General features: G+C 67.8%; 21 protein-coding genes. 10 read left to right on the top strand and 11 right to left on the bottom strand.

What is annotated here, in order from left to right; all coding sequences use genetic code 11:
- Nucleotides 1-151 precede the first annotated feature (151 nt).
- The 4 genes from rpsL (at nucleotide 152) to tuf (ending at nucleotide 4,540) form a co-directional block, all read left to right on the top strand.
- Complete coding sequence (rpsL, locus tag PSR88_RS09725; RefSeq protein ID WP_005252198.1) at nucleotides 152-526, top strand: 30S ribosomal protein S12; 375 nt, start codon at nucleotides 152-154, stop codon at nucleotides 524-526.
- Complete coding sequence (rpsG, locus tag PSR88_RS09720) at nucleotides 526-996, top strand: 30S ribosomal protein S7 (RefSeq protein ID WP_005252199.1); 471 nt, start codon at nucleotides 526-528, stop codon at nucleotides 994-996. Before rpsL ends, rpsG begins: the two co-directional genes overlap by 1 nt.
- Nucleotides 997-1,157: 161 nt before the next feature.
- Nucleotides 1,158-3,260 (top strand): elongation factor G, encoded by a 2,103-nt coding sequence (gene fusA / locus PSR88_RS09715; protein ID WP_009474623.1) that lies wholly within the window; start codon nucleotides 1,158-1,160, stop codon nucleotides 3,258-3,260.
- Nucleotides 3,261-3,349: 89 nt separating this feature from the next.
- On the top strand, nucleotides 3,350-4,540 hold the full coding sequence (gene tuf, locus PSR88_RS09710; RefSeq protein ID WP_005252203.1) for an elongation factor Tu: 1,191 nt from the start codon (nucleotides 3,350-3,352) through the stop codon (nucleotides 4,538-4,540).
- A gap of 71 nt (nucleotides 4,541-4,611) precedes the next feature.
- Here tuf and PSR88_RS09705 read toward each other — a convergent pair whose 3' ends face one another.
- The 6 genes from PSR88_RS09705 to PSR88_RS09680 are packed head-to-tail and all read right to left on the bottom strand — an operon-like array spanning nucleotide 4,612 to nucleotide 7,412.
- Nucleotides 4,612-4,884: a YciI family protein gene (locus PSR88_RS09705; RefSeq protein WP_016882821.1), complete on the bottom strand. Its 273-nt coding sequence runs from the start codon at nucleotides 4,882-4,884 to the stop codon at nucleotides 4,612-4,614.
- Nucleotides 4,885-4,918: 34 nt separating this feature from the next.
- A complete protein-coding gene (locus PSR88_RS09700) occupies nucleotides 4,919-5,494 on the bottom strand; it encodes a hypothetical protein (RefSeq protein ID WP_009474621.1) in 576 nt (191 codons plus the stop codon).
- Complete coding sequence (locus PSR88_RS09695) at nucleotides 5,491-6,471, bottom strand: DUF6286 domain-containing Asp23/Gls24 family envelope stress response protein (RefSeq protein WP_016882822.1); 981 nt, start codon at nucleotides 6,469-6,471, stop codon at nucleotides 5,491-5,493. The genes PSR88_RS09700 and PSR88_RS09695 overlap by 4 nt, the downstream gene beginning before the upstream one ends.
- Nucleotides 6,464-6,643, bottom strand: a complete 180-nt coding sequence (locus PSR88_RS09690; RefSeq protein ID WP_005252219.1) for a hypothetical protein — start codon at nucleotides 6,641-6,643, stop codon at nucleotides 6,464-6,466. The genes PSR88_RS09695 and PSR88_RS09690 overlap by 8 nt, the downstream gene beginning before the upstream one ends.
- On the bottom strand, nucleotides 6,640-6,954 hold the full coding sequence (locus tag PSR88_RS09685; RefSeq protein WP_009474619.1) for an Asp23/Gls24 family envelope stress response protein: 315 nt from the start codon (nucleotides 6,952-6,954) through the stop codon (nucleotides 6,640-6,642). The genes PSR88_RS09690 and PSR88_RS09685 overlap by 4 nt, the downstream gene beginning before the upstream one ends.
- Nucleotides 6,951-7,412, bottom strand: coding sequence for an Asp23/Gls24 family envelope stress response protein (locus tag PSR88_RS09680; protein ID WP_005252221.1), 462 nt, complete (start codon nucleotides 7,410-7,412; stop codon nucleotides 6,951-6,953). The genes PSR88_RS09685 and PSR88_RS09680 overlap by 4 nt, the downstream gene beginning before the upstream one ends.
- Nucleotides 7,413-7,601: 189 nt before the next feature.
- On the opposite strand from PSR88_RS09680, the gene PSR88_RS09675 reads away from it, so the two are divergent.
- The 6 genes from PSR88_RS09675 to PSR88_RS09650 all read left to right on the top strand — a co-directional run bounded on the left by PSR88_RS09675 (nucleotide 7,602) and on the right by PSR88_RS09650 (nucleotide 11,870).
- Nucleotides 7,602-8,129: a hypothetical protein gene (locus PSR88_RS09675; protein WP_016882823.1), complete on the top strand. Its 528-nt coding sequence runs from the start codon at nucleotides 7,602-7,604 to the stop codon at nucleotides 8,127-8,129.
- Nucleotides 8,126-8,641 (top strand): hypothetical protein, encoded by a 516-nt coding sequence (locus PSR88_RS09670; RefSeq protein WP_011594822.1) that lies wholly within the window; start codon nucleotides 8,126-8,128, stop codon nucleotides 8,639-8,641. The genes PSR88_RS09675 and PSR88_RS09670 overlap by 4 nt, the downstream gene beginning before the upstream one ends.
- Before the next feature lie 11 nt (nucleotides 8,642-8,652).
- A complete protein-coding gene (locus PSR88_RS09665) occupies nucleotides 8,653-9,096 on the top strand; it encodes a hypothetical protein (protein ID WP_005252226.1) in 444 nt (147 codons plus the stop codon).
- A gap of 71 nt (nucleotides 9,097-9,167) precedes the next feature.
- The gene (locus tag PSR88_RS09660) at nucleotides 9,168-10,343 is read left to right on the top strand and encodes an acyl-CoA dehydrogenase family protein (RefSeq protein ID WP_009474615.1); all 1,176 of its coding nucleotides are present in this window, start codon (nucleotides 9,168-9,170) and stop codon (nucleotides 10,341-10,343) included.
- Between the two features lie 9 nt (nucleotides 10,344-10,352).
- Entirely contained in the window at nucleotides 10,353-11,480 is a 1,128-nt protein-coding gene (locus tag PSR88_RS09655) for an acyl-CoA dehydrogenase family protein (protein ID WP_016882824.1), read from the top strand.
- A gap of 186 nt (nucleotides 11,481-11,666) precedes the next feature.
- Nucleotides 11,667-11,870 carry a hypothetical protein gene (locus PSR88_RS09650; protein ID WP_005252231.1) on the top strand — a complete coding sequence of 68 codons (204 nt, stop codon included), beginning with the start codon at nucleotides 11,667-11,669 and terminating at the stop codon, nucleotides 11,868-11,870.
- 7 nt (nucleotides 11,871-11,877) lie between these two features.
- Here the strand turns inward: PSR88_RS09650 and PSR88_RS09645 are convergent, their stop codons facing one another.
- The 5 genes from PSR88_RS09645 to PSR88_RS09625 are packed head-to-tail and all read right to left on the bottom strand — an operon-like array spanning nucleotide 11,878 to nucleotide 19,100.
- On the bottom strand, nucleotides 11,878-13,038 hold the full coding sequence (locus PSR88_RS09645) for a VWA domain-containing protein (RefSeq protein WP_016882825.1): 1,161 nt from the start codon (nucleotides 13,036-13,038) through the stop codon (nucleotides 11,878-11,880).
- Nucleotides 13,035-15,203, bottom strand: a complete 2,169-nt coding sequence (locus tag PSR88_RS09640; protein WP_029539345.1) for a DUF5682 family protein — start codon at nucleotides 15,201-15,203, stop codon at nucleotides 13,035-13,037. Before PSR88_RS09640 ends, PSR88_RS09645 begins: the two co-directional genes overlap by 4 nt.
- On the bottom strand, nucleotides 15,200-16,303 hold the full coding sequence (locus PSR88_RS09635) for an ATP-binding protein (protein ID WP_016882827.1): 1,104 nt from the start codon (nucleotides 16,301-16,303) through the stop codon (nucleotides 15,200-15,202). The genes PSR88_RS09640 and PSR88_RS09635 overlap by 4 nt, the downstream gene beginning before the upstream one ends.
- A complete protein-coding gene (locus PSR88_RS09630) occupies nucleotides 16,300-17,775 on the bottom strand; it encodes a DUF5691 domain-containing protein (protein ID WP_016882828.1) in 1,476 nt (491 codons plus the stop codon). Before PSR88_RS09630 ends, PSR88_RS09635 begins: the two co-directional genes overlap by 4 nt.
- Entirely contained in the window at nucleotides 17,772-19,100 is a 1,329-nt protein-coding gene (locus PSR88_RS09625) for an SWIM zinc finger domain-containing protein (RefSeq protein ID WP_016882829.1), read from the bottom strand. The genes PSR88_RS09630 and PSR88_RS09625 overlap by 4 nt, the downstream gene beginning before the upstream one ends.
- Nucleotides 19,101-19,114: the final 14 nt, after the last annotated feature.

Raw genomic sequence — 19,114 nt, 5'->3', positions numbered from 1 at the left:
GTGGGGGTATGCGACACACCCGACCTCGGGTGCAGCTCGAGGTGCGGGTGAGGGGCAGCAGCTCTCTTGCCCCAACTGCTAGATCCCTAATTTCAGAACAGCCAAGGTTGCTTGTCCAGAGCAGTCTGTTCAACACGAAGAAAGCCGGTAAATGCCAACCATCAACCAGCTGGTCCGCAAGGGCCGCCGCGACAAGACCGCGAAGGTCAAGACGGCAGCCCTCAAGGGCAGCCCGCAGCGTCGTGGCGTGTGCACCCGCGTGTACACCACCACCCCGAAGAAGCCGAACTCGGCGCTCCGTAAGGTCGCGCGTGTGCGCTTGACCAGCTCCGTCGAGGTCACCGCTTACATCCCGGGCGAGGGTCACAACCTGCAGGAGCACTCGATGGTGCTCGTCCGCGGTGGTCGTGTGAAGGACCTCCCCGGTGTGCGCTACAAGATCATCCGTGGCTCGCTCGACACCCAGGGTGTCAAGGGCCGCAAGCAGGCCCGCAGCCGCTACGGCGCCAAGAAGGAGAAGAGCTAATGCCACGTAAGGGCCCCGCTCCGAAGCGTCCGCTCATCAACGACCCGGTCTACGGTTCGCCCCTGGTGACGCAGCTCGTCAACAAGATTCTCCTGGACGGCAAGAAGTCCACCGCCGAGCGCATCGTCTACGAAGCACTCGAGCAGGCGCGCGAGAAGACCGGCACCGACCCGGTCGTCACCCTCAAGCGCGCACTGGACAACGTCAAGCCTGCCCTCGAGGTCCGCAGCCGCCGTGTCGGTGGCGCCACCTACCAGGTGCCGGTCGAGGTCCGTCCGGGCCGCTCCACCACCCTCGCGCTCCGCTGGCTCGTGACCTTCTCCCGGCAGCGCCGCGAGAAGACCATGGTCGAGCGTCTCGCCAACGAGCTCCTCGATGCCAGCAACGGCTTGGGTGCCGCTGTGAAGCGCCGTGAGGACACTCACAAGATGGCCGAAGCCAACAAGGCATTCGCCCACTACCGCTGGTGACGTCACGTCGGAGCAGTCACCTACCGTGACTGCTCCGGCGTCGTCGCACGTCGGGCCCCTACCGGGGACCGGCTGATCTACAACTCGAGACAATGGCCCCGCTGGTGGAACACCGGGGAGGCCGACACCCGATACACGAGCTACGAGCGGGGAAGAATCCTGTGGCACAGGAAGTGCTGACCGACCTGAACAAGGTCCGCAACATCGGCATCATGGCGCACATCGATGCCGGCAAGACCACGACCACCGAGCGCATCCTGTTCTACACCGGTGTCAACTACAAGATCGGTGAGACGCACGACGGTGCCTCGACCACGGACTGGATGGAACAGGAGAAGGAACGCGGCATCACGATCACCTCTGCCGCGGTGACCTGCTTCTGGAACAACAACCAGATCAACATCATCGACACGCCGGGCCACGTCGACTTCACCGTCGAGGTGGAGCGTTCGCTCCGCGTGCTCGACGGCGCCGTCGCAGTGTTCGACGGCAAAGAGGGCGTCGAGCCCCAGTCGGAGCAGGTGTGGCGTCAGGCCGCCAAGTACGACGTTCCGCGCATCTGTTTCGTCAACAAGATGGACAAGATGGGCGCGGACTTCTACTTCACGGTTCAGACCATCATCGACCGCCTCGGCGCGAAGCCGCTCGTCCTGCAGCTGCCGATCGGCGCCGAGGACGATTTCGACGGCGTCGTCGACCTGGTCGAGATGAAGGCTGTCACCTGGCGTGGCACGGTCGCCATCGGCGCCGAGCCCACCATCGAGGAGATCCCGGCCGATCTCGCCGACAAGGCTGCCGAGTACCGCGAGAAGCTGCTCGAGACGGTTGCCGAGTCCGACGAGAAGCTCATGGAGAAGTACTTCGCCGGCGAGGAGCTCTCCGTCGAGGAGATCAAGGGCGCCATCCGCAAGATGACGGTCAACTCCGAGCTGTACCCGGTGCTGTGTGGTTCCGCGTTCAAGAACAAGGGCGTTCAGCCCATGCTCGACGCGGTCATCGACTACCTGCCGAACCCGCTGGACATCGGCGAGGTCCAGGGTCACGCCCTGGGCAACGAAGAAGAGATCCTCACGCGTAAGCCGAGCAAGGACGAGCCGTTCTCGGCTCTGGCCTTCAAGATCGCTTCGCACCCGTTCTTCGGCAAGCTGACGTTCGTCCGCGTGTACTCCGGCCGGATCGATCCGGGCGCCCAGGTCATGAACGCGACCAAGGGCAAGAAGGAGCGCATCGGAAAGCTCTTCCAGATGCACGCCAACAAGGAGAACCCGGTCGACGAGGCCGTGGCCGGCCACATCTATGCGATGATCGGTCTGAAGGACACCACGACCGGTGACACCCTGTGCGCACAGGACGCGCCGATCGTGCTCGAGTCCATGAGCTTCCCGGACCCGGTCATCCAGGTCTCGATCGAGCCCAAGACCAAGTCCGACCAGGAGAAGCTGGGCACCGCGATCCAGAAGCTCGCCGAAGAGGACCCGACGTTCTCCGTCGAGCTCGACGAGGAGACCGGCCAGACCGTCATCGGCGGCATGGGCGAGCTCCACCTCGACATCCTCGTCGACCGTATGCGTCGCGAGTTCAAGGTCGAGGCCAACGTCGGCAAGCCGCAGGTTGCCTACCGCGAGACCATCACCAAGAAGGTCGAGAAGCACGACTACACCCACAAGAAGCAGACGGGTGGATCGGGCCAGTTCGCCAAGGTGATCATCGCGCTGGAGCCGTTCGTCGGCGAAGACGGTGCCACCTACGAGTTCGAGAACAAGGTCTCCGGCGGTCGTATCCCGCGCGAGTACATCCCGTCCGTGGATGCAGGCGCGCAGGACGCGATGCAGTACGGCGTTCTCGCCGGCTACCCGCTGGTGAACCTGAAGCTGTCGCTGCTCGACGGTGCTTACCACGACGTCGACTCGTCGGAAATGGCCTTCAAGGTCGCCGGTTCGCAGGCGCTGAAGGAAGCCGCCCGCAAGGCCGGCCCGGTCATTCTCGAGCCGCTCATGGCTGTCGAGGTCACGACACCCGAGGAGTACATGGGTGACGTGATCGGCGACCTGAACTCCCGCCGTGGCCAGATCCAGGCCATGGAGGAACGCAGTGGTGCCCGTGTCGTGAAGGCGCTGGTTCCGCTCTCGGAGATGTTTGGTTACATCGGTGATCTGCGGTCGAAGACCCAGGGCCGGGCGAACTTCTCCATGGTGTTCGATTCCTACGCAGAGGTTCCCGCGAACGTCTCGAAGGAAATCATCGCCAAGGCGACCGGCGAGTAACCTCGGTTCCAGCCGGCCGAAGCACGACCCAGTAATAACAACCGCACTGCTGCATACCGCAAGCATCAATCAGTCCAGGAGGACACACAGTGGCGAAGGCGAAGTTCGAGCGGACGAAGCCGCACGTGAACATCGGCACCATCGGTCACGTCGACCACGGCAAGACCACGCTGACCGCGGCCATCACCAAGGTTCTGCACGACGCGTACCCGGATCTCAACGAGGCCTCGGCCTTCGACGAGATCGACAAGGCTCCTGAGGAGAAGGCTCGCGGTATCACGATCAACATCTCGCATGTTGAGTACCAGACCGAGAAGCGCCACTACGCGCACGTCGATGCTCCCGGTCACGCCGACTACATCAAGAACATGATCACCGGTGCGGCGCAGATGGACGGCGCCATCCTCGTGGTCGCGGCCACCGACGGCCCGATGCCCCAGACGCGTGAGCACGTGCTGCTCGCCCGCCAGGTCGGCGTGCCGTACATCCTCGTCGCCCTGAACAAGGCCGACATGGTGGACGACGACGAGATCATCGAGCTCGTCGAGATGGAGGTCCGCGAGCTCCTCGCTGCGCAGGAGTTCGACGAGGACGCTCCGGTTGTCAAGGTTTCCGCACTCAAGGCGCTCGAGGGCGACCCGGAGTGGACCAAGAACATCCTCGAGCTCATGGCTGCGGTCGACGAGTCCATTCCGGACCCGGTCCGCGAGACCGAGAAGCCCTTCCTCATGCCCGTCGAGGACGTCTTCACGATCACCGGTCGTGGCACCGTCGTCACCGGTCGTATCGAGCGTGGCGTGATCAACGTCAATGAGGATGTCGAGATCGTCGGCATCAAGGAAACCAAGACCAAGACCACGGTCACGGGTATCGAGATGTTCCGCAAGCTCCTCGACTCGGGCCAGGCCGGTGACAACGTCGGTCTGCTGGTTCGTGGTATCAAGCGCGAAGATGTCGAGCGTGGACAGGTTGTCGTCAAGCCCGGCACCACCACCCCGCACACCGAGTTCGAGGGCCAGGCGTACATCCTGTCCAAGGACGAGGGCGGCCGCCACACGCCGTTCTTCAACAACTACCGTCCGCAGTTCTACTTCCGTACCACGGACGTGACGGGCGTTGTGACGCTGCCCGAGGGCACCGAGATGGTCATGCCCGGTGACAACACCGAGATGTCCGTCAAGCTGATCCAGCCCGTCGCCATGGACGAGGGCCTGCGCTTCGCGATCCGCGAAGGTGGCCGTACCGTCGGCGCCGGCAAGGTCACGAAGATCAACAAGTGATCTAGCTCCACCAACGCCAATGGCGCTCACCCTCCGGGGTGGGCGCCATTGGCGTTTTCGGGGTGTGACACTCAGCGGTAGTTCAACGCATCCCATTCTCGGATGTCGCTGGGATGCGCGATGCCCTCGAGGACGAACGGGTCGCGGGCGATGAATTGTTCTGCGCGCTCGCGGCTGCTGAAGACCGCCATGGACCCGTTGCTCGCCGGGTCGTCGAACGGTCCGATACCGAGCAGCCCACCTTCCGCGGCGAACGCGTCGAGGTACTCCCGGTGTCGTGGATAGATCTCCGGAATCCGGGCGGCGGCGGTCGGATCGGTCGCGTAGAACACCACGTATTCCATGGCACCGAACCTACCGAGACCGCAACGCCCCGTGTCAGCTTTCGACGTGCACCGGGTGGTCGGCGCGGTCGAGGTGGAGCAGGACCTGGGTGGCGACTTCTTCACCGCCGAGGGTCGATGCGACCCAGGATGCGACGTCCTCGGATTTGCGGGTGAAGTCGTACAAGTCGAGGGTGGGGTCGGCGGTCACGACGATAGACAGGGTGGGGAGTCCGCGTTCGATGACGGCGCGAGCGCGTGTCTGCCGGACGCCGGGGTACTGCGCGAGTTCGCTGGCGACCCCGTTGGCGAGGGAGCCGAGGTCGACGGTGACGTAGGTGCCCGATTCGCGATCCGGAACGGCGACGGGGGACGTGCGTCGCCGGGTGAGGTCCAGGGCGAGGAGCACGATCCCGAAGACCAGCCCCACGACGACCGTCGCGGCGAGCGCCCAGCCCCACCAGTCCTGGTCGGGGAGTGCGGTGACGCGCGCGCGGTCGTACCGCGACACCCATTCGCGGACGATCGGAACGTGCAGGTCCCAGGCGAGGGCGTACGCGCCGAATCCGAGGAGTGCGAGCCCGACGAGCAGGACGATGACCCGGTTGACGGCTGCGGTCCGATGTCTCACGGTTTCACCTGCACTCGAAGTTCGGGGGACGTGCCGAGCAGCGACAGCGTCGGTTCCACGGCCTCGCGGACGGAGATGGCCACGTCGCCGGCGGGTGTCGACTCGGTGCGCACCACGCGGACGGTGACGTGCTTGCGGTCGACCGTCGTGTGCGCCGACAGCACCCCGGGAACGGTCTTGGCGTGGCTACTGGAGTTGCGAGCGAGGTCGGTGGGGCGGAGCCAGACGATCGGGGTGTCACCGACTGCGAGCGGCAGGTGGGTGCGCGGCCGCGGTTTGAGGGCCGCGACGATGAACACGACCCCCAGCACGATCGCGCCTGCGGCGACGGGGACGATCCACTCGGACCAGTGCAGCCGGCCCAGCCATTGCACGGTGTTGCGGATCCAGGGCGCGTTGGCGAAGGTGCCGCGCATGATGAGCAGCTCACGCGCTGCGACGACCGAGAGACCGAGGGCTCCTACGGCGACGATGATCGCGGCGGGCACAGCGGCCGGGGTGGCGCGCGGCGTGCGTGGCCGGAGGGGCGCCACCGGAGCGGGTGGCACGGCCGGATCGCCTTGCTCGGAGTAGCGGCCTTCGGTCGAACTGTCCTCGGGGGCGGCGGATTCCGTTCCGACGACCACTATGTTGAGTTCGATGACCGGCATGCCCGTCATCTGCTCGACCTGACGGTGCACCTGCGCGCGGAGCCGGCGGTTGACGAGGTCGAGGTGGCACGGCCACTGCACGGCGATGTACAGGTTGATCGCGACGGCGCCCGCTCCCGTCGAGACGTCGGCGCGGGGGAGTTCCCGCCCCGTCAGGCGGGAGAGCCCACCGGACTGCTTGACGACGCCGGGTACCTGGAGCGCTGCGGCGACGGCGATCTTCACGACGGCGCGCTCCTTGATGACCAATTCGCCGCGCAGGGCGGTGTCGTCGAGCGCCGCGTCGTCGTGGGGACCGGCGGGGGGTGCGGTGAAGGGTTCAGCCACGGCCGCGGCTTCGGAGGATGGCGCCGAGGTCGAGGTGGCCGTCGCGGTGCGCGCCGACGGCCATGCCCAGCGCTCCGAGGAGGACGGCGAAGACGAATCCGCTGAAACCACCGAGGATGCCGGCGATGGCGAGAAGTAACCCGACGATCAGGCCTGTGATTGTGCTGTTCATTGAGATTGTCCTGTCTCTGTCAGGAGATCTTCGATGGTCACGTCGACGGGGACGTCCACCAGCGATTCCACTGCGGCCCGCACTCTTTCGGCGGTGTCGACGACGTTGGCGGGGTAGCGAGCCGCGAGGTGGACCGCACAGGACGTGGGGCCGACGGTCACCCCGGTCACCCGGCGTCCGGGCAGGTAGGTCGCCACTTCACCGAACGCGCCGCCGTGCATCGCTGCCACTCCGGGGGTTGCGAGGACGGCGGCGACGATGCGTTCGGAGATGTCCTCGGCGTGGGTGTCCGGTGGAAGTGGTCCGGTCACTGCACCCTCGGTTTGCCGTCGAGCTCGGATGCGGCCTCGGATTCGTCGAACAGCATGACGTCGAAGACGGTGATGTTCACTTCGGTCACTTCGAGCCCGGTCATGCGCTCGACGGCCGCGATGACGTTGCGGCGGATGCCGACCGCGAGTTCGTGCAGTGCGACGCCGTATTCCGCGACGATGCCGATGTCGATGGCGGCCTGTTTCTCGCCGACTTCGACGGCGACGCCCTGGGCGTGGTTGACGCGGGCGCCGGGGATCCGATCGCGGAGGGCGCCGACAGCGCGTGCGGTGCCGCCGCCCACGTCGTAGACGCCGTTGATCTCACGGGTGGCGATCCCGGCGATCTTGGCGACCACGGCGTCCGCGATGATGGTCCGTCCCTCGGAACTGACGAGTTCCGGCGTCGCCCCGGCACCGAACTGCACGCGGCTGCGTGCGCCTGAATCGCTGGTCATCGTGGATCCCCTTCGAGTCGCCTGGCTTCTCCTCAACAGTAATGATCACCGACCGTACGCGGGGTCTCCCACGCGCCTTTCCGTCCGCGGATCCCGTGACGGGAGGCACCCAAAAATATTTGATATGACTACCCGGTAGCATCTGACGTGATGCAGGTAACAAAGGCACCGCACGACGGAAGGAACCCCATGGCGGAAGAGCCCACCGGTGAGGACGCCGCTCCCCAGGCCAGGACTTCCGCCGTCACCGCGGGTGTGGCGGTTCTCGCCGTCCTCGCACTCGCATTCGCCGCGGTCAGCGGCTACTTCGGCTACACACACCGGCAGGCGGAGCAGGAGGCTCAGCAGAGATCCGAGATCCTCGAAGCAGCGCGGCAGGGCGTCGTGAATCTGACGACGATGGACTACGAGCGGGCCGACGAAGACGTGCAGAAGGTGCTCGACGGCTCGACCGGAGAATTCCGCGACGAATTCGAAGCCCGATCCAAGGACCTCATCGCGGTCATGCAGGAGGCCAAGGTCAAGTCCCAGGGGGAGGTGCGCCAGGCTGCGATCGAGACGCAGAACGGCGACTCCGCGGACGTGCTCGTCGCGGTCGCGCAGAAGGTGTCCAATGCGGGCGGCGCGGCCGAGGAGCCGCGCGGTCAGCGGATGCGGGTGACGATGCAACTCGAGGACGGCACGTACAAGATCGTGAAGGCAGGGTTCGTGCAGTGAGTACCGACGCATCGCCGAAGTCGCGCAGGCTCCTCCTGATCCTGGGCGCGCTCACCGTCGTCGCGGCCGTGCTGGCGGGGGTTCTGTACTTCACGCTCTACCGACCCGACCGGCGCGTCGACGACGCCGTCCGGGCCACCGTCACCGACACCGCGTCGCAGGGCGCGATCGCCCTGCTGACCTACAAGCCGGACACGGTGGAGAACGACGTCGGCACCGCGAAGGAACGCCTGACGGGGGAGTTCCTCGACTACTACACACAGTTCACGACGGACGTCGTCGTCCCGGCGGCCAAGGAGAGCCAGGTCGCGACCCAGGCGACGGTGGCCGCCTCCGGTCCCGTCGAGGTCGCGGCCGACACGGCGACGGTGCTGCTGTTCGTCAACCAGACCACCACCAGCGCCGCGAAACCGGAAGCGGCGGTGACGGCGACGAGCATCACCGTCGAGCTCACCAAGTCCGGCGACAACTGGCTGATTTCCGGCTTCGATCCGGTTCAGTCGTCCGGGTAGCGTTGGCGCCCATGAGTACTCTTCGAGAGGTCGGCGACCGCGAGTCGTGGCGTTGCTGGCTGTGTGACGAACCGGTGGACCCCGACATGTCGGTCAACGATCCGCGTGGCCCCAGCATCGACAGCGTCGTCACCGCGAAGAAGGCCAAGGCGAAGGGCGGCGTCGAACGCCTCGCGCACCGGGCGTGCAACACCAAGAAGGGTGCCGTCAAACCGGTCGTGCCGTGGCCCGACCGGTTGTTCGTCGTCGATCCCGCCCCGATCATCGGTGTCGTCGAACAACTCGGCCGCAAGGGCGGACGGGTCGCGGTGGCGCGGTGCCCGGGCAAATCGGACGCCGAGGACGCGGCGGAGTGGTTGCTGGACAGGTTGTCCCGCCTCGCACCGGAACTGAACGTCGAGACGCAGATCGACGCCGCCGGTGGTGCGTACCTGCTCGTCCTTCGCACCGCCTGACCCGTGAGCCGCACGAGGGAGTAACGTCGGGACCAGAACATGAATCCGACCTCGAGTGCGAAGGAATTCCGATGAATCTGGCCTTGACCGACGAGGAGCTGGCGTTCCGCGACGAGATGCGAACGTTCTTCACCACGCAGATTCCGGCGGAGATCCGCGAGCGGTATGCGCGTGGTGAAGAAGTGGGGAAGGAAGGGTTCATCGAGTCCCAGCGGATTCTGAACGCCAACGGGCTCGCGACGCCGCACTGGCCGGTCGAGTGGGGCGGCCGCGACTGGACTCCGGTGCAGAAGCACATCTGGCTCGACGAACTGCAGCTCGCCTCGGTGCCCGAACCGCTCGCGTTCAACACCAGCATGGTCGGCCCCGTCATCGCGGCGTTCGGATCGCAGGAGCAGAAGGAGAAATTCCTTCCCCCGACCGCCAACCTCGACATCTGGTGGTGCCAAGGATTCTCCGAACCCGAGGCCGGCTCCGACCTCGCGTCGCTGAAGACCCGTGCCGTCCGCGACGGCGACGACTACGTGATCAACGGCCAGAAGACGTGGACCACCCTCGCGCAGCACGCCGACTGGATCTTCGTCCTCGCCCGCACCAACCCGGACGCCCCCAAGAAGCAGGCCGGCATCTCGTTCATCCTCGTCGACATGAAGACGCCCGGCGTCACGGTGCGCCCGATCAAGCTGATCGACGGCGGCTACGAGGTCAACGAGATTTTCTTCGAGGACGTGCGCGTGCCGGCCGAGAACCTCGTGGGCGAGGAGAACCAGGGCTGGAGCTACGCCAAGTTCCTCCTCGGCAACGAGCGCACCGGGGTGACCCGGCTGGGATTTTCCAAAGTCCGTCTCGCGCAGGCGAAGGAACGCGCCGCCGAGATCTCGGTCGGCGAGGGGACACTACTCGACGACCCGCTGTTCGCCGCCCGCATCGCCGAACTCGAGAACGAGATCATCGCGCTCGAACTCACCCAGCTGCGGGTGGTCGCCAGTTCCGCCGACGGCAAGCCGAACCCGGCGTCGTCGCTGCTGAAGCTGCGTGGGTCCGAACTGCAGCAGGCCACACTCGAACTGCTCACCGACGTCGCGGGACCCGACTCCCTGCCCTTCGCCGCAGGTGACGGCATCTCTTCGCCTCTCTGGGCGCAGCGGACGGCTCCGACCTACCTGAACTACCGCAAGGTTTCCATCTACAGCGGATCGAGCGAAGTGCAGCGCAGCATCATCGCCTCCTCGATCCTCGGATTGTGAGGGCGTGACATGGACTTCGAACTGACCGACGAACAGAAACTGCTGCGCGACACCACCCGCGAACTGCTCGGGCGCAGCTACGACGCGGAGAAGCGCAACGCCGTCACCGACACCGAGCAGGGGTGGAGCCCTCAGGTGTGGAAGCAACTCGCCGAGGTCGGACTGCTGGGTCTGAGCTTCGACGAGGAAGACGGCGGTATGGGCGCCGGACCTGTCGAGGTCGCGTCGGTGATGACCGAGATCGGCCGCCGCCTCGCGCCCGAACCCGTCCTCGACGCCGTGCTCGTGCCCGGCGGCCTGATCGCTGCGGCCGGCAGCACGGAGCAGCGTCGCCGGATTCTGCCGGACGTGTCGGAGGGCAACCTCCTGCTGGCCTTCGCCGATCGGGAACCGGGTGTGCGCTGGCCGTCCACCCAGGTGTCCACGATCGCGAAGAAGGACGGCGACGCGTGGATCCTCACGGGCACCAAGAACCCCGTTCCGCACGGCGGCAGCGCGAACACTCTGGTCGTCACGGCGGCACTCCCGGACGGTGGGGTCGGACTGTTCCTCGTCGACGCCGATGCCAGCGGCCTGACCCGCACCGCCTACGCGACCCACGACGGACTGCGGGCCGCGCAGGTGGAACTGTCGGACACCCCGGCTGAGCCTCTCGGTACGGGCGGCGACGCGTCGTCGGCGATCGAGAGCGCGCAGATCCGGGCGCAGGCGGCACTGTGTGCGGAGGCCGTCGGCGCGATGGAGGAAGCGCTGCGACTGACCACCGAGTACCTGAAGACCCGCAAGCAGTTCGGTGTCCCGATCGCGAAGTTCCAGACGCTCACGCATCGTGCGGCCGACATGTACGTGCTGCTGGAACTGGCTCGTAGCATGAGTCTCTACGCGACGATGTCGCTGGCCGACGGAACCGTCGATCCGGTGGTCGCCTCCCGCGCCAAGCTGCAGATCGGCCGCTCCGCCCGCACGATCGGGCAGGAAGCGATCCAGATGCACGGCGGCATCGGCATGACGGCCGAGTATCCGGTCGGGCATTACGTGAGCCGGTTGACGGCCATCGAGCACACCCTCGGCGGGTCCGACGACCACCTGCGGGTGCTCGCGTCGGCGACCACCCAGGGGACCGTCAGCATCATCTAGCCGCGCCCGTGAGTACTTATTAACCGCGGGCGGTTAATAAGTACTCACGGGTCCAGGTCTCGGATTGGTATCGGAAAGAGCGTTTTCGACGTGTCGCACGGGGACCCCAGTGTGACGCAGCTAACGTTTTGCGCGCACACCAGAACTCACGGGGGATGTACGTAATCTCGGTGAAGGAGCATTGCCATGGGGTCCGGTCCAGTCAAAGCGATCATGTGGAGCCTGCTTTTCGTGGGACTCGTCGGTGCGGGAGTCGGGATCTCCGAACTGCACGTTCCCTGGACGGTCGCGTCGCTGATCGTCGCCTCGGTCTCCGGACTGGTCCTGCTCAGGATCCGCGCCGACGCGCACCCCGAACTGCACAGCGACCGCCGGATGGCCGCCGGCTGACCCCCGGTCACTCCGTCTGAAGACTGTCCGCCCACCTGCCGATGTCGCCGCGTTCGAGTGCGAGCGCCAGCAGTTCCGGGAACCTGTCCGGGGTGCAGGCGAATGCGGGGATGCCGAGCGCACCGAGGGCCGCCGCGTTGTCGTGATCGAACGACGGGGCGCCGTCGTCGGACAGCGCCAGCAGAACAACCACCTGGACGCCTACGTTTTTCATCGCCGACATCCGCCGCAGCATCTCCGCGCGGATCCCGCCCTCGTACAGGTCCGAGATCAGCACGAACAGCGATTCGGTCGGTCTGTCGATCAGTGACTGGCTGTAGGCGATGGCCCGGTTGATGTCGGTGCCGCCGCCGAGTTGCGTGCCGAACAGCACGTCGACGGGATCGGACAGCTTGTCGGTGAGGTCGACGACCGCCGTGTCGAACACGATCAGCGACGTCTTCAGCGCGCGCATCGAGGCGAGGACCGCGCCGAACACGGACGCGTACACGACGCTCGACGCCATCGACCCGGATTGGTCGATGGCGAGGACGACGTCGCGGTGCACGGCCTGCGATCGGCGGCCGTATCCGAGCAGTCGTTCCGGCACCACCGTCTTGTACTGGGGGAGGTAGTGCGCGAGGTTGGCGCGGATGGTGCGATTCCAGTCGATGTCGCGGTACTTGGGGTTGGTGATGCGGGCAGACCGGTTCAGGGCACCGGTGACGGCTGTCCTGGTCTTCTGCGCGATCCGTTCCTCCACCTCCCGGACCACCTTCTCGACGACCATCCGGGCGGTGGCCTTGCTGGTCTCGGGCATCACCCGGTTCAGGCTCAGCAGCGTGCCGACGAGGTGGACGTCCGGTTCGACGGCGTCGAGCAGTTCGGGTTCGAGGAGCAGCTGGGTGAGGCCGAGCCGGTCGATGGCGTCCTTCTGCATCACCTGCACGACGCTGCTCGGGAAGTAGGTGCGGATGTCGCCGAGCCAGCGCGCGACCTTCGGCGCCGATCCGCCGAGACCCGCGCCGCGACGGCGGCTCTTCGACCCTTCGCTGCTGGTGTCGTAGAGGGCGGCCAGAGCGCCGTCCATCGCCGCGTCCGCCTTGGACGCGAGACCTCCGGTGGATTCCTCGGCGGCGTTGCCCAGCAGCAGCCGCCACCGACGTAACCGCTCCGCGTCCTCGGTCACGACGTCACCCCCAGAATGTCCGCGACGGTCCGGATCGCGATCGTGCCCCGCCGAGCGTCGACCTCGGCGCGGGCATCTTCCGTGGACCCGCCCTCCACGGACTGCCCGATGGCCCGGCGTTCCCCGGTTTCGAACCCGCCGAACGTGCGCCGCAGCAGTGGCAGAACGTCGACGAAGTCCTGCTCGCGTAGTCCCGACACCCATCCGTCGAGCAGTTGAAGCAATTGCCGGTCGTGGACCAGCAGCAGCCCTCCGCCGCCGAGGAAGCCGTCGACCCACCCCGCCTTGGCGGAGGGATCCGCGCCGACGGACAGTGCCCGCGACAGTCGGGTGGCGGACTCGGTTTCGCTGACGGTGCCTGCGTCGCGGAGCAATCGGACCATGCGTCCGATCACGAGGCCGTTCACGTCGCTGCGGTCGACGAGGCCGGCGAGTGTGCCGAGCCACCGCGCCGACGCACGATCGTCGTCGCGCAGCATCACCGCCGCGTGGACGTCGTCGACGGCGCGGCGCAGGTCGAGTGCGCTGTCGTCGTCGAGACCCGATATCGCGGTGGGCAGTCCGGCGCAGATGCGGACGAGCAGGCTGTCGGTGACGCGGGTGAGGGACGAGACGTCGGTGCCGCGGACGTCTCCGTATCGCAGCGTGCGGGTGAGCGCGGGCAGGGCATCCATCAGGTGCATCACGTCGTGGTCGAGCGTGGCCGCCGTCTCCAGTGCGCGCAGCAGCTCGGCCAGCGCATCGCCGAGATCCGACAGCAGGGCCTGTTCGAGCAGCCCGGTGAGCTGGGCGAGGGAGACATCAGCGGACGACGCCCCCTCGCGCACCTTCGCTGTAGCCGCGGCCTCGACGGTGGTTCCCCACAGCGACGCCTCGATGATCGACACCGCCAGTTCGGGTTTCCAGGTGAGGGACCACGTTTCACGGAACGTGCCGGTGCCGCGGACGTCGCTGTCGGCCGGCGTGCCCCAGTCGACACCGAGGATCTGCAGGCGGTGCAGGAGCCGGGACCGCGCGACGTCGTTGTCTCTGCGCAGGTCGAGGTCGATGGTCTTCTCGGTGCCCTGCTGCTTGAGCCGCAGGGTTTTCGCCCGCGCCCGCAGGTCGGCGTCGAGGGGAACTGTCGGGGTGTTCTCCGGGACGGCGCCGAGTGCCTCGCCGACGACGAGACGACGCGTGATGAGGTCGAGCAGGACATCGTCGCCGTCGCACATCACGGCGCGGGTGGCCTCGGTGACCTCGGAGAGACCGGCGAGCGGCCGCGCACGCATTGCTGCCAACGTGTCCGCGAGACGGACGGATTCGATGACGTGCGCGCTCGACACCGGAAGGTCCTCGTCCCGCAGTACCCGCGCGACCTTCGTGAGCCATCGGGTGATCGTCCGGTCCGGTGCGGTGAACAGGTGGTGATACCAGCCGGGGGAGGTGATCCCGGCGCCGTACCCGGACGCGGCGGACAGCCGCGAGTGCGTCCACGGCACCCACGTGAGCGAGGTCTTGATCTTGGGGAGTCCCTTGAGGATTCGCGCGTCCGCGGTGGCCGGTCCGAGAGGTCCGGCTAGTGCGGGGGCGTGCCAGGCACCGCACACCACCGCGATCCGCTGCGCGCCGCCCTTGATCACCTTCCGCAGCGTCTGCCGCATGTACGCCTCGCGCCTGCTGGTGGGTTCGTCGAGTTCGACGGTGTCCCGCAGGGCGGTCATGGCCTCGGTGATCGCGTCGAACGAGTCGGGACCCGAACCCGATTCGATGACGGCGTCCCACCAGCGTTCGGTGTCGTCGTAGCCCGCCGCGGCGGCCAACTGGGTCAGCGGATCCTCGGCACGGGGCTCGGAGTCGTCGGCGGCGAGGGTATTGGCGGCGGGCAGGTCGCAGAAGCGGACTTCGACGCCGCGCCCAGCCGCCCACGACAGCGCCTGCCACTCCGGGGAGAACACGGCGAACGGCCAGAACGCCGCCGTCCGGGGCTCCCCGGTGGCATACGCGAGCAGGGCCACCGGAGGTTCCATGGTGTCGGAGGCGGTCAACGCGACCAGCGGATCGGCGTCCGCGGGCCCTTCGATCAGGACGGCGTCGGGGACGAATTCGTCGAGCGCGCGCCGCACCGATCGTGCCGAACCGGGCCCGTGGTGGCGGATGCCGAAGACACGGACGTCGGAGTTCACCCGGTGACCTCGCGGCACGCCCGGTAGAAGTCGGCCCAGTCCTCCCGTTCGCGGACCACGGCCTCGAGGTACTCCGTCCACACCACCTTGTCGGCGACCGGGTCCTTCAGCACGGACCCGAGGATGCCGGCGGCGACGTCGGACGGGCGGAGCACCCCGTCGCCGAAGTGCGCGGCGAGGGCGAGTCCGTTGGTGACGACGGAGATCGCCTCCGCCGTGGACAGCGTTCCGGACGGCGACTTCAGCTTGGTGCGGCCGTCGCCGGTGACGCCCGACCGGAGTTCGCGGAACACGGTGACCACGCGCCGGATCTCGTCGACGGTCGCCGGGATCTTCGGTAGTTCCAGCGAGGACCCGAGTTGCTCGACGCGCCGCGCGACGATGGCGACCTCATCCTCCTCGTCGGCGGGCAGCGGCAGGACCACCGTGTTGAACCGCCTGCGCAGCGCGGACGACAGTTCGTTGACCCCGCGGTCGCGGTCGTTCGCGGTGGCGATCAGATTGAAACCCTTGGCGGCCTGCACCTCGGTGCCCAGTTCGGGGATGGGCAGCGTCTTCTCCGACAGCACGGTGATGAGCGCGTCCTGCACATCGGCGGGAATGCGGGTGAGTTCCTCGACCCGTGCGATCCGCCCGCCCTGCATGGCCGTCATGATGGGGGACGGAACGAGTGCACCCGCTGTCGGGCCCTCGGCGAGCAACCGCGCGTAGTTCCAGCCGTACCGGATGGCCTCCTCCGGCGTCCCCGACGTTCCCTGGACGAGCAGCCTCGACTCGCCGGAGACCGCCGCCGACAGGTGTTCGGACACCCACGTCTTGGCGGTTCCGGGGACGCCGAGCAGAAGCAGCGCGCGGTCGGTCGCGAGCGTCGCGACGGCCACCTCGATGAGCCGGCGGGGACCGACGTACTTGGGGGTGATGACGGTGCCGTCGTCGAGTTCGCCGCCGAGCAGGTACGTGACGACCGCCCACGGAGACAATTTCCACGACGGTGGCCGGGGCCGGGTGTCGTGCGCGGCGAGGGCGGCGAGTTCGTCGGCGTAGGCCTGCTCCGCGTGGGGTCGTAGCAGGTCGGCCTGGGCGGCCGCGATCTCGGTCACTCGAGCTCCTTCAGGACTGTTCTGCGATGGTCGATGTTGGTGGCGACGGTGGCGAATGCCTGGTGCCAGCCGGGATCACGGGTGCGTTCGGCGGCCGCGCGGAGGAGCGGCGCCGCAGCGAACGGGAAATGCGTCTCGGCGCTGCGGAGGGTCGAGTAGTGGCTGTGCCGGGAGAACTGCCCAAGATCCTTGCCGGTCTCGGCGTGCCGCCCGGCGACGTCCTCGAGGCGGGCGATCACCCGCTCGGCCAGGTCGAGCGGCCAGGGGTGGGGCAGACCGTCCAACAGGGCGGCGCCGTCGACGCCCAGCAGGTAGGAGTCGGCGCGACCCGACAGGATGTATGCCAGGCGTTCGCGGGCGGGGACGATCGGTACGACGCGACGTTCGGTTGTCCGGCCCTCCCGGTGCAGCAGAGCAGACGCCCAGCGCGGATTGCGCTGCAGCACGGTCGCGGTGGTCCACGCCTCCGTCATCACCTCCCGCCACTGGTCTTCGATCCGGATCTCCCACGCGGTGGAGGCGGAGCCGATCATGCCTTCCCACACCGACAAGGGGGCGGCGGTGACCACCATCCGCAACCACCAGCTGCGGATTCCCTTGTTCTTGAAGTGGACGTCCTCGATGCCGTCGCGACGGGCCGAATCGTCCAGGGAGCCGGGCATGTTCACCACCAGACGGGTGCGCAGCGGCTTCTTCTCCACCCGTACCCATGCCCGGGCGCGAGCGGCCATGCGCCCGGCGTACGCGGAGTTCGGCAGCTGGCGCAGCAACTGGACCGCCTGCTGGCGCACTTCTTTCCGCCGGTCGTCGAGTGCGTGCTCGAGCAATGCGGAGTCGGCGTCGCCGAGCCCCGTTCCCAGAACGGCGATGAACGCCGCCCGGTGCTCGCCCCGTTCGGAATCCCAGGTGCGGCTCAGTTCGGCCATCGCGATCGCCGGGTTCACCGCCCGCATCGTCGTGAGCCATTGCAGTCGTTCCTGGTGTGCGCCGTGCGTCCACACGTCGGTGCGATCGGATCGGCGGACCAGCGTCGACCAGTCCGGGTTCTGCGCGGCGAGCCACTGGCCGCGGGGCCCCACCAGCCGGAGGATGCTCTCGCGGTGGGCGTCGTTGGTGCGGGCCACGGCCATCAGGTCGGCGACGAGATGATCCGGCGCGCGGTAGTTCCGCTCGGCCACGACCGCGAACCACTCGGTGAGCGTCCACGACTTGGCGGCGAGCAACTGCATCAGGTGCGACGCGGACGCCGGCGGCAACTGCAGCCGCGGGTCGTCCTCGGCGGGGGCGGGCAGCACGCGCGCGGAGGCGGCGACTCCGCCGTCGCGGTATGCGTTCTCGAGCGCGGCGGCGCCCAGCAGGGCCTCCGCCGGGTCGCCGCTGACCGCTTGTGCCAGTTCGCCGGTGGCCAGATCCTCGAACGAGGGGGCGGTCCGTGCCGTGCCGAGCAAGGCGGCGGACAGGAGTTCGCTCATCGCCGGCTCCCCGCCGCCGCGGCCGAGGGCGTGCCGGCCCCGAGCGGGTACACGTCGCCGCGATCGAACACCGACACGGGAACCAGCGATTCGCTTGTCCACTCCCCGAACAGGGTGACGGGACGGCCGCCGGACATTCCGAGGAGCCGCCACAGGACCGGGTCTTCGCCGGACAGCGGCAGCGCGCGCCCCTGCGCGTCGACGAGGAACCAGTGCCCGTCTTCGATTGCCGGGGTGACGCCGGTGAGCAGCGCCGGCCACGAGCGGACCCACGGGTCGGCGCCGACCGCGGCGGCGAAGTGGTCGAGAGCGGTGTCGACGTCGCTCGGTGCGACGGTGGTGAACGGTTCGGGGGCCTCGTGAGCGTCGCCGAACTGGGCGCGCAGCGGCGCGGCGCCGGGGTAGAAGTGCAGGGTGGCGTCGACGAGCGACCCGAGCGGCGGGACCACTGTCGAGAAGTTCGCGGAGCCGTGCGCGAAGTCCAGGAGGATCGCGCGGCGACCGTGGTCGCGGCCGATCAACCACACCTTGCGGGTGAAGAGGCGCTTCTCCTCGGTGGTCTGCATACCCAGGACCATCCACCGGTCGCGGACTCCCGGCTCGCTGCGCACGCGGTCGGTGGCCACCGGGTACCCCACGTGCGAGCGCACCGACGCCTGCAGTGGTTCCGGTAGCTCGTTCAGCCGGCGATGGGCGACGACGAGGAGGTGCAGCCTGGCGTACTCGCGGAGCAACCGGTCCGGCCAGTCGGCGCGGGTGGCCACGACGATCGGCAGGCGGCGCAGGGCGGACGCGATGCCGGGCGCCTGCGCGTCGACCATGCGGGCCGCGATGGCGTCGAACGCGGATGCCGAGATGTCGGCTGCGCCGAGCCCGCTACGGATCTGGTCGGTGAGCCACCGGTCGAGTTCGTCGAGGCCCGCCGTCACCCGCTCGGCCCGGCGTTCGGTGGCCTTCGCACCGGCCGTCGTGGTGGCCGCAGCCGCCGGCGCGGTTGCCCGCCCCGCCCGGCGGCTCAGCCACTCCGCCGCGAACGGCGGCGGTTCGGACTGCTCCGGGACCCGGCCCTGCGACCAGATCAGCAGCAGGCCGAGCGTGTGTTTGCAGGGAAATTTCCTGCTCGGGCACGAGCAGTTGTAGGCCGGGCCGGAGAGGTCGACGACCGATCGGTAGGGGCTCTTGCCGCTGCCCTGGCACAGTCCCCAGAGCGCGCCGCCGTTGCTGCCCGTCTCCGACCACGCGGTCGACAGCTTTCCGGCGGCAGCGAGCGAGCCGGCATCGGGGGCGACCGATGCGACCTGTCCCTCCGACCAAGGCGACGTCACTCCGCCACCGTAGG

The sequence above is a fragment of the Rhodococcus sp. DK176 genome (assembly GCF_038447315.2).
GTDB lineage: Bacteria > Actinomycetota > Actinomycetes > Mycobacteriales > Mycobacteriaceae > Rhodococcus_F > Rhodococcus_F jostii_A.
Note: the sequence above shows the minus strand (reverse complement) of the source record. Positions and strands in the feature narration are given on the sequence as shown.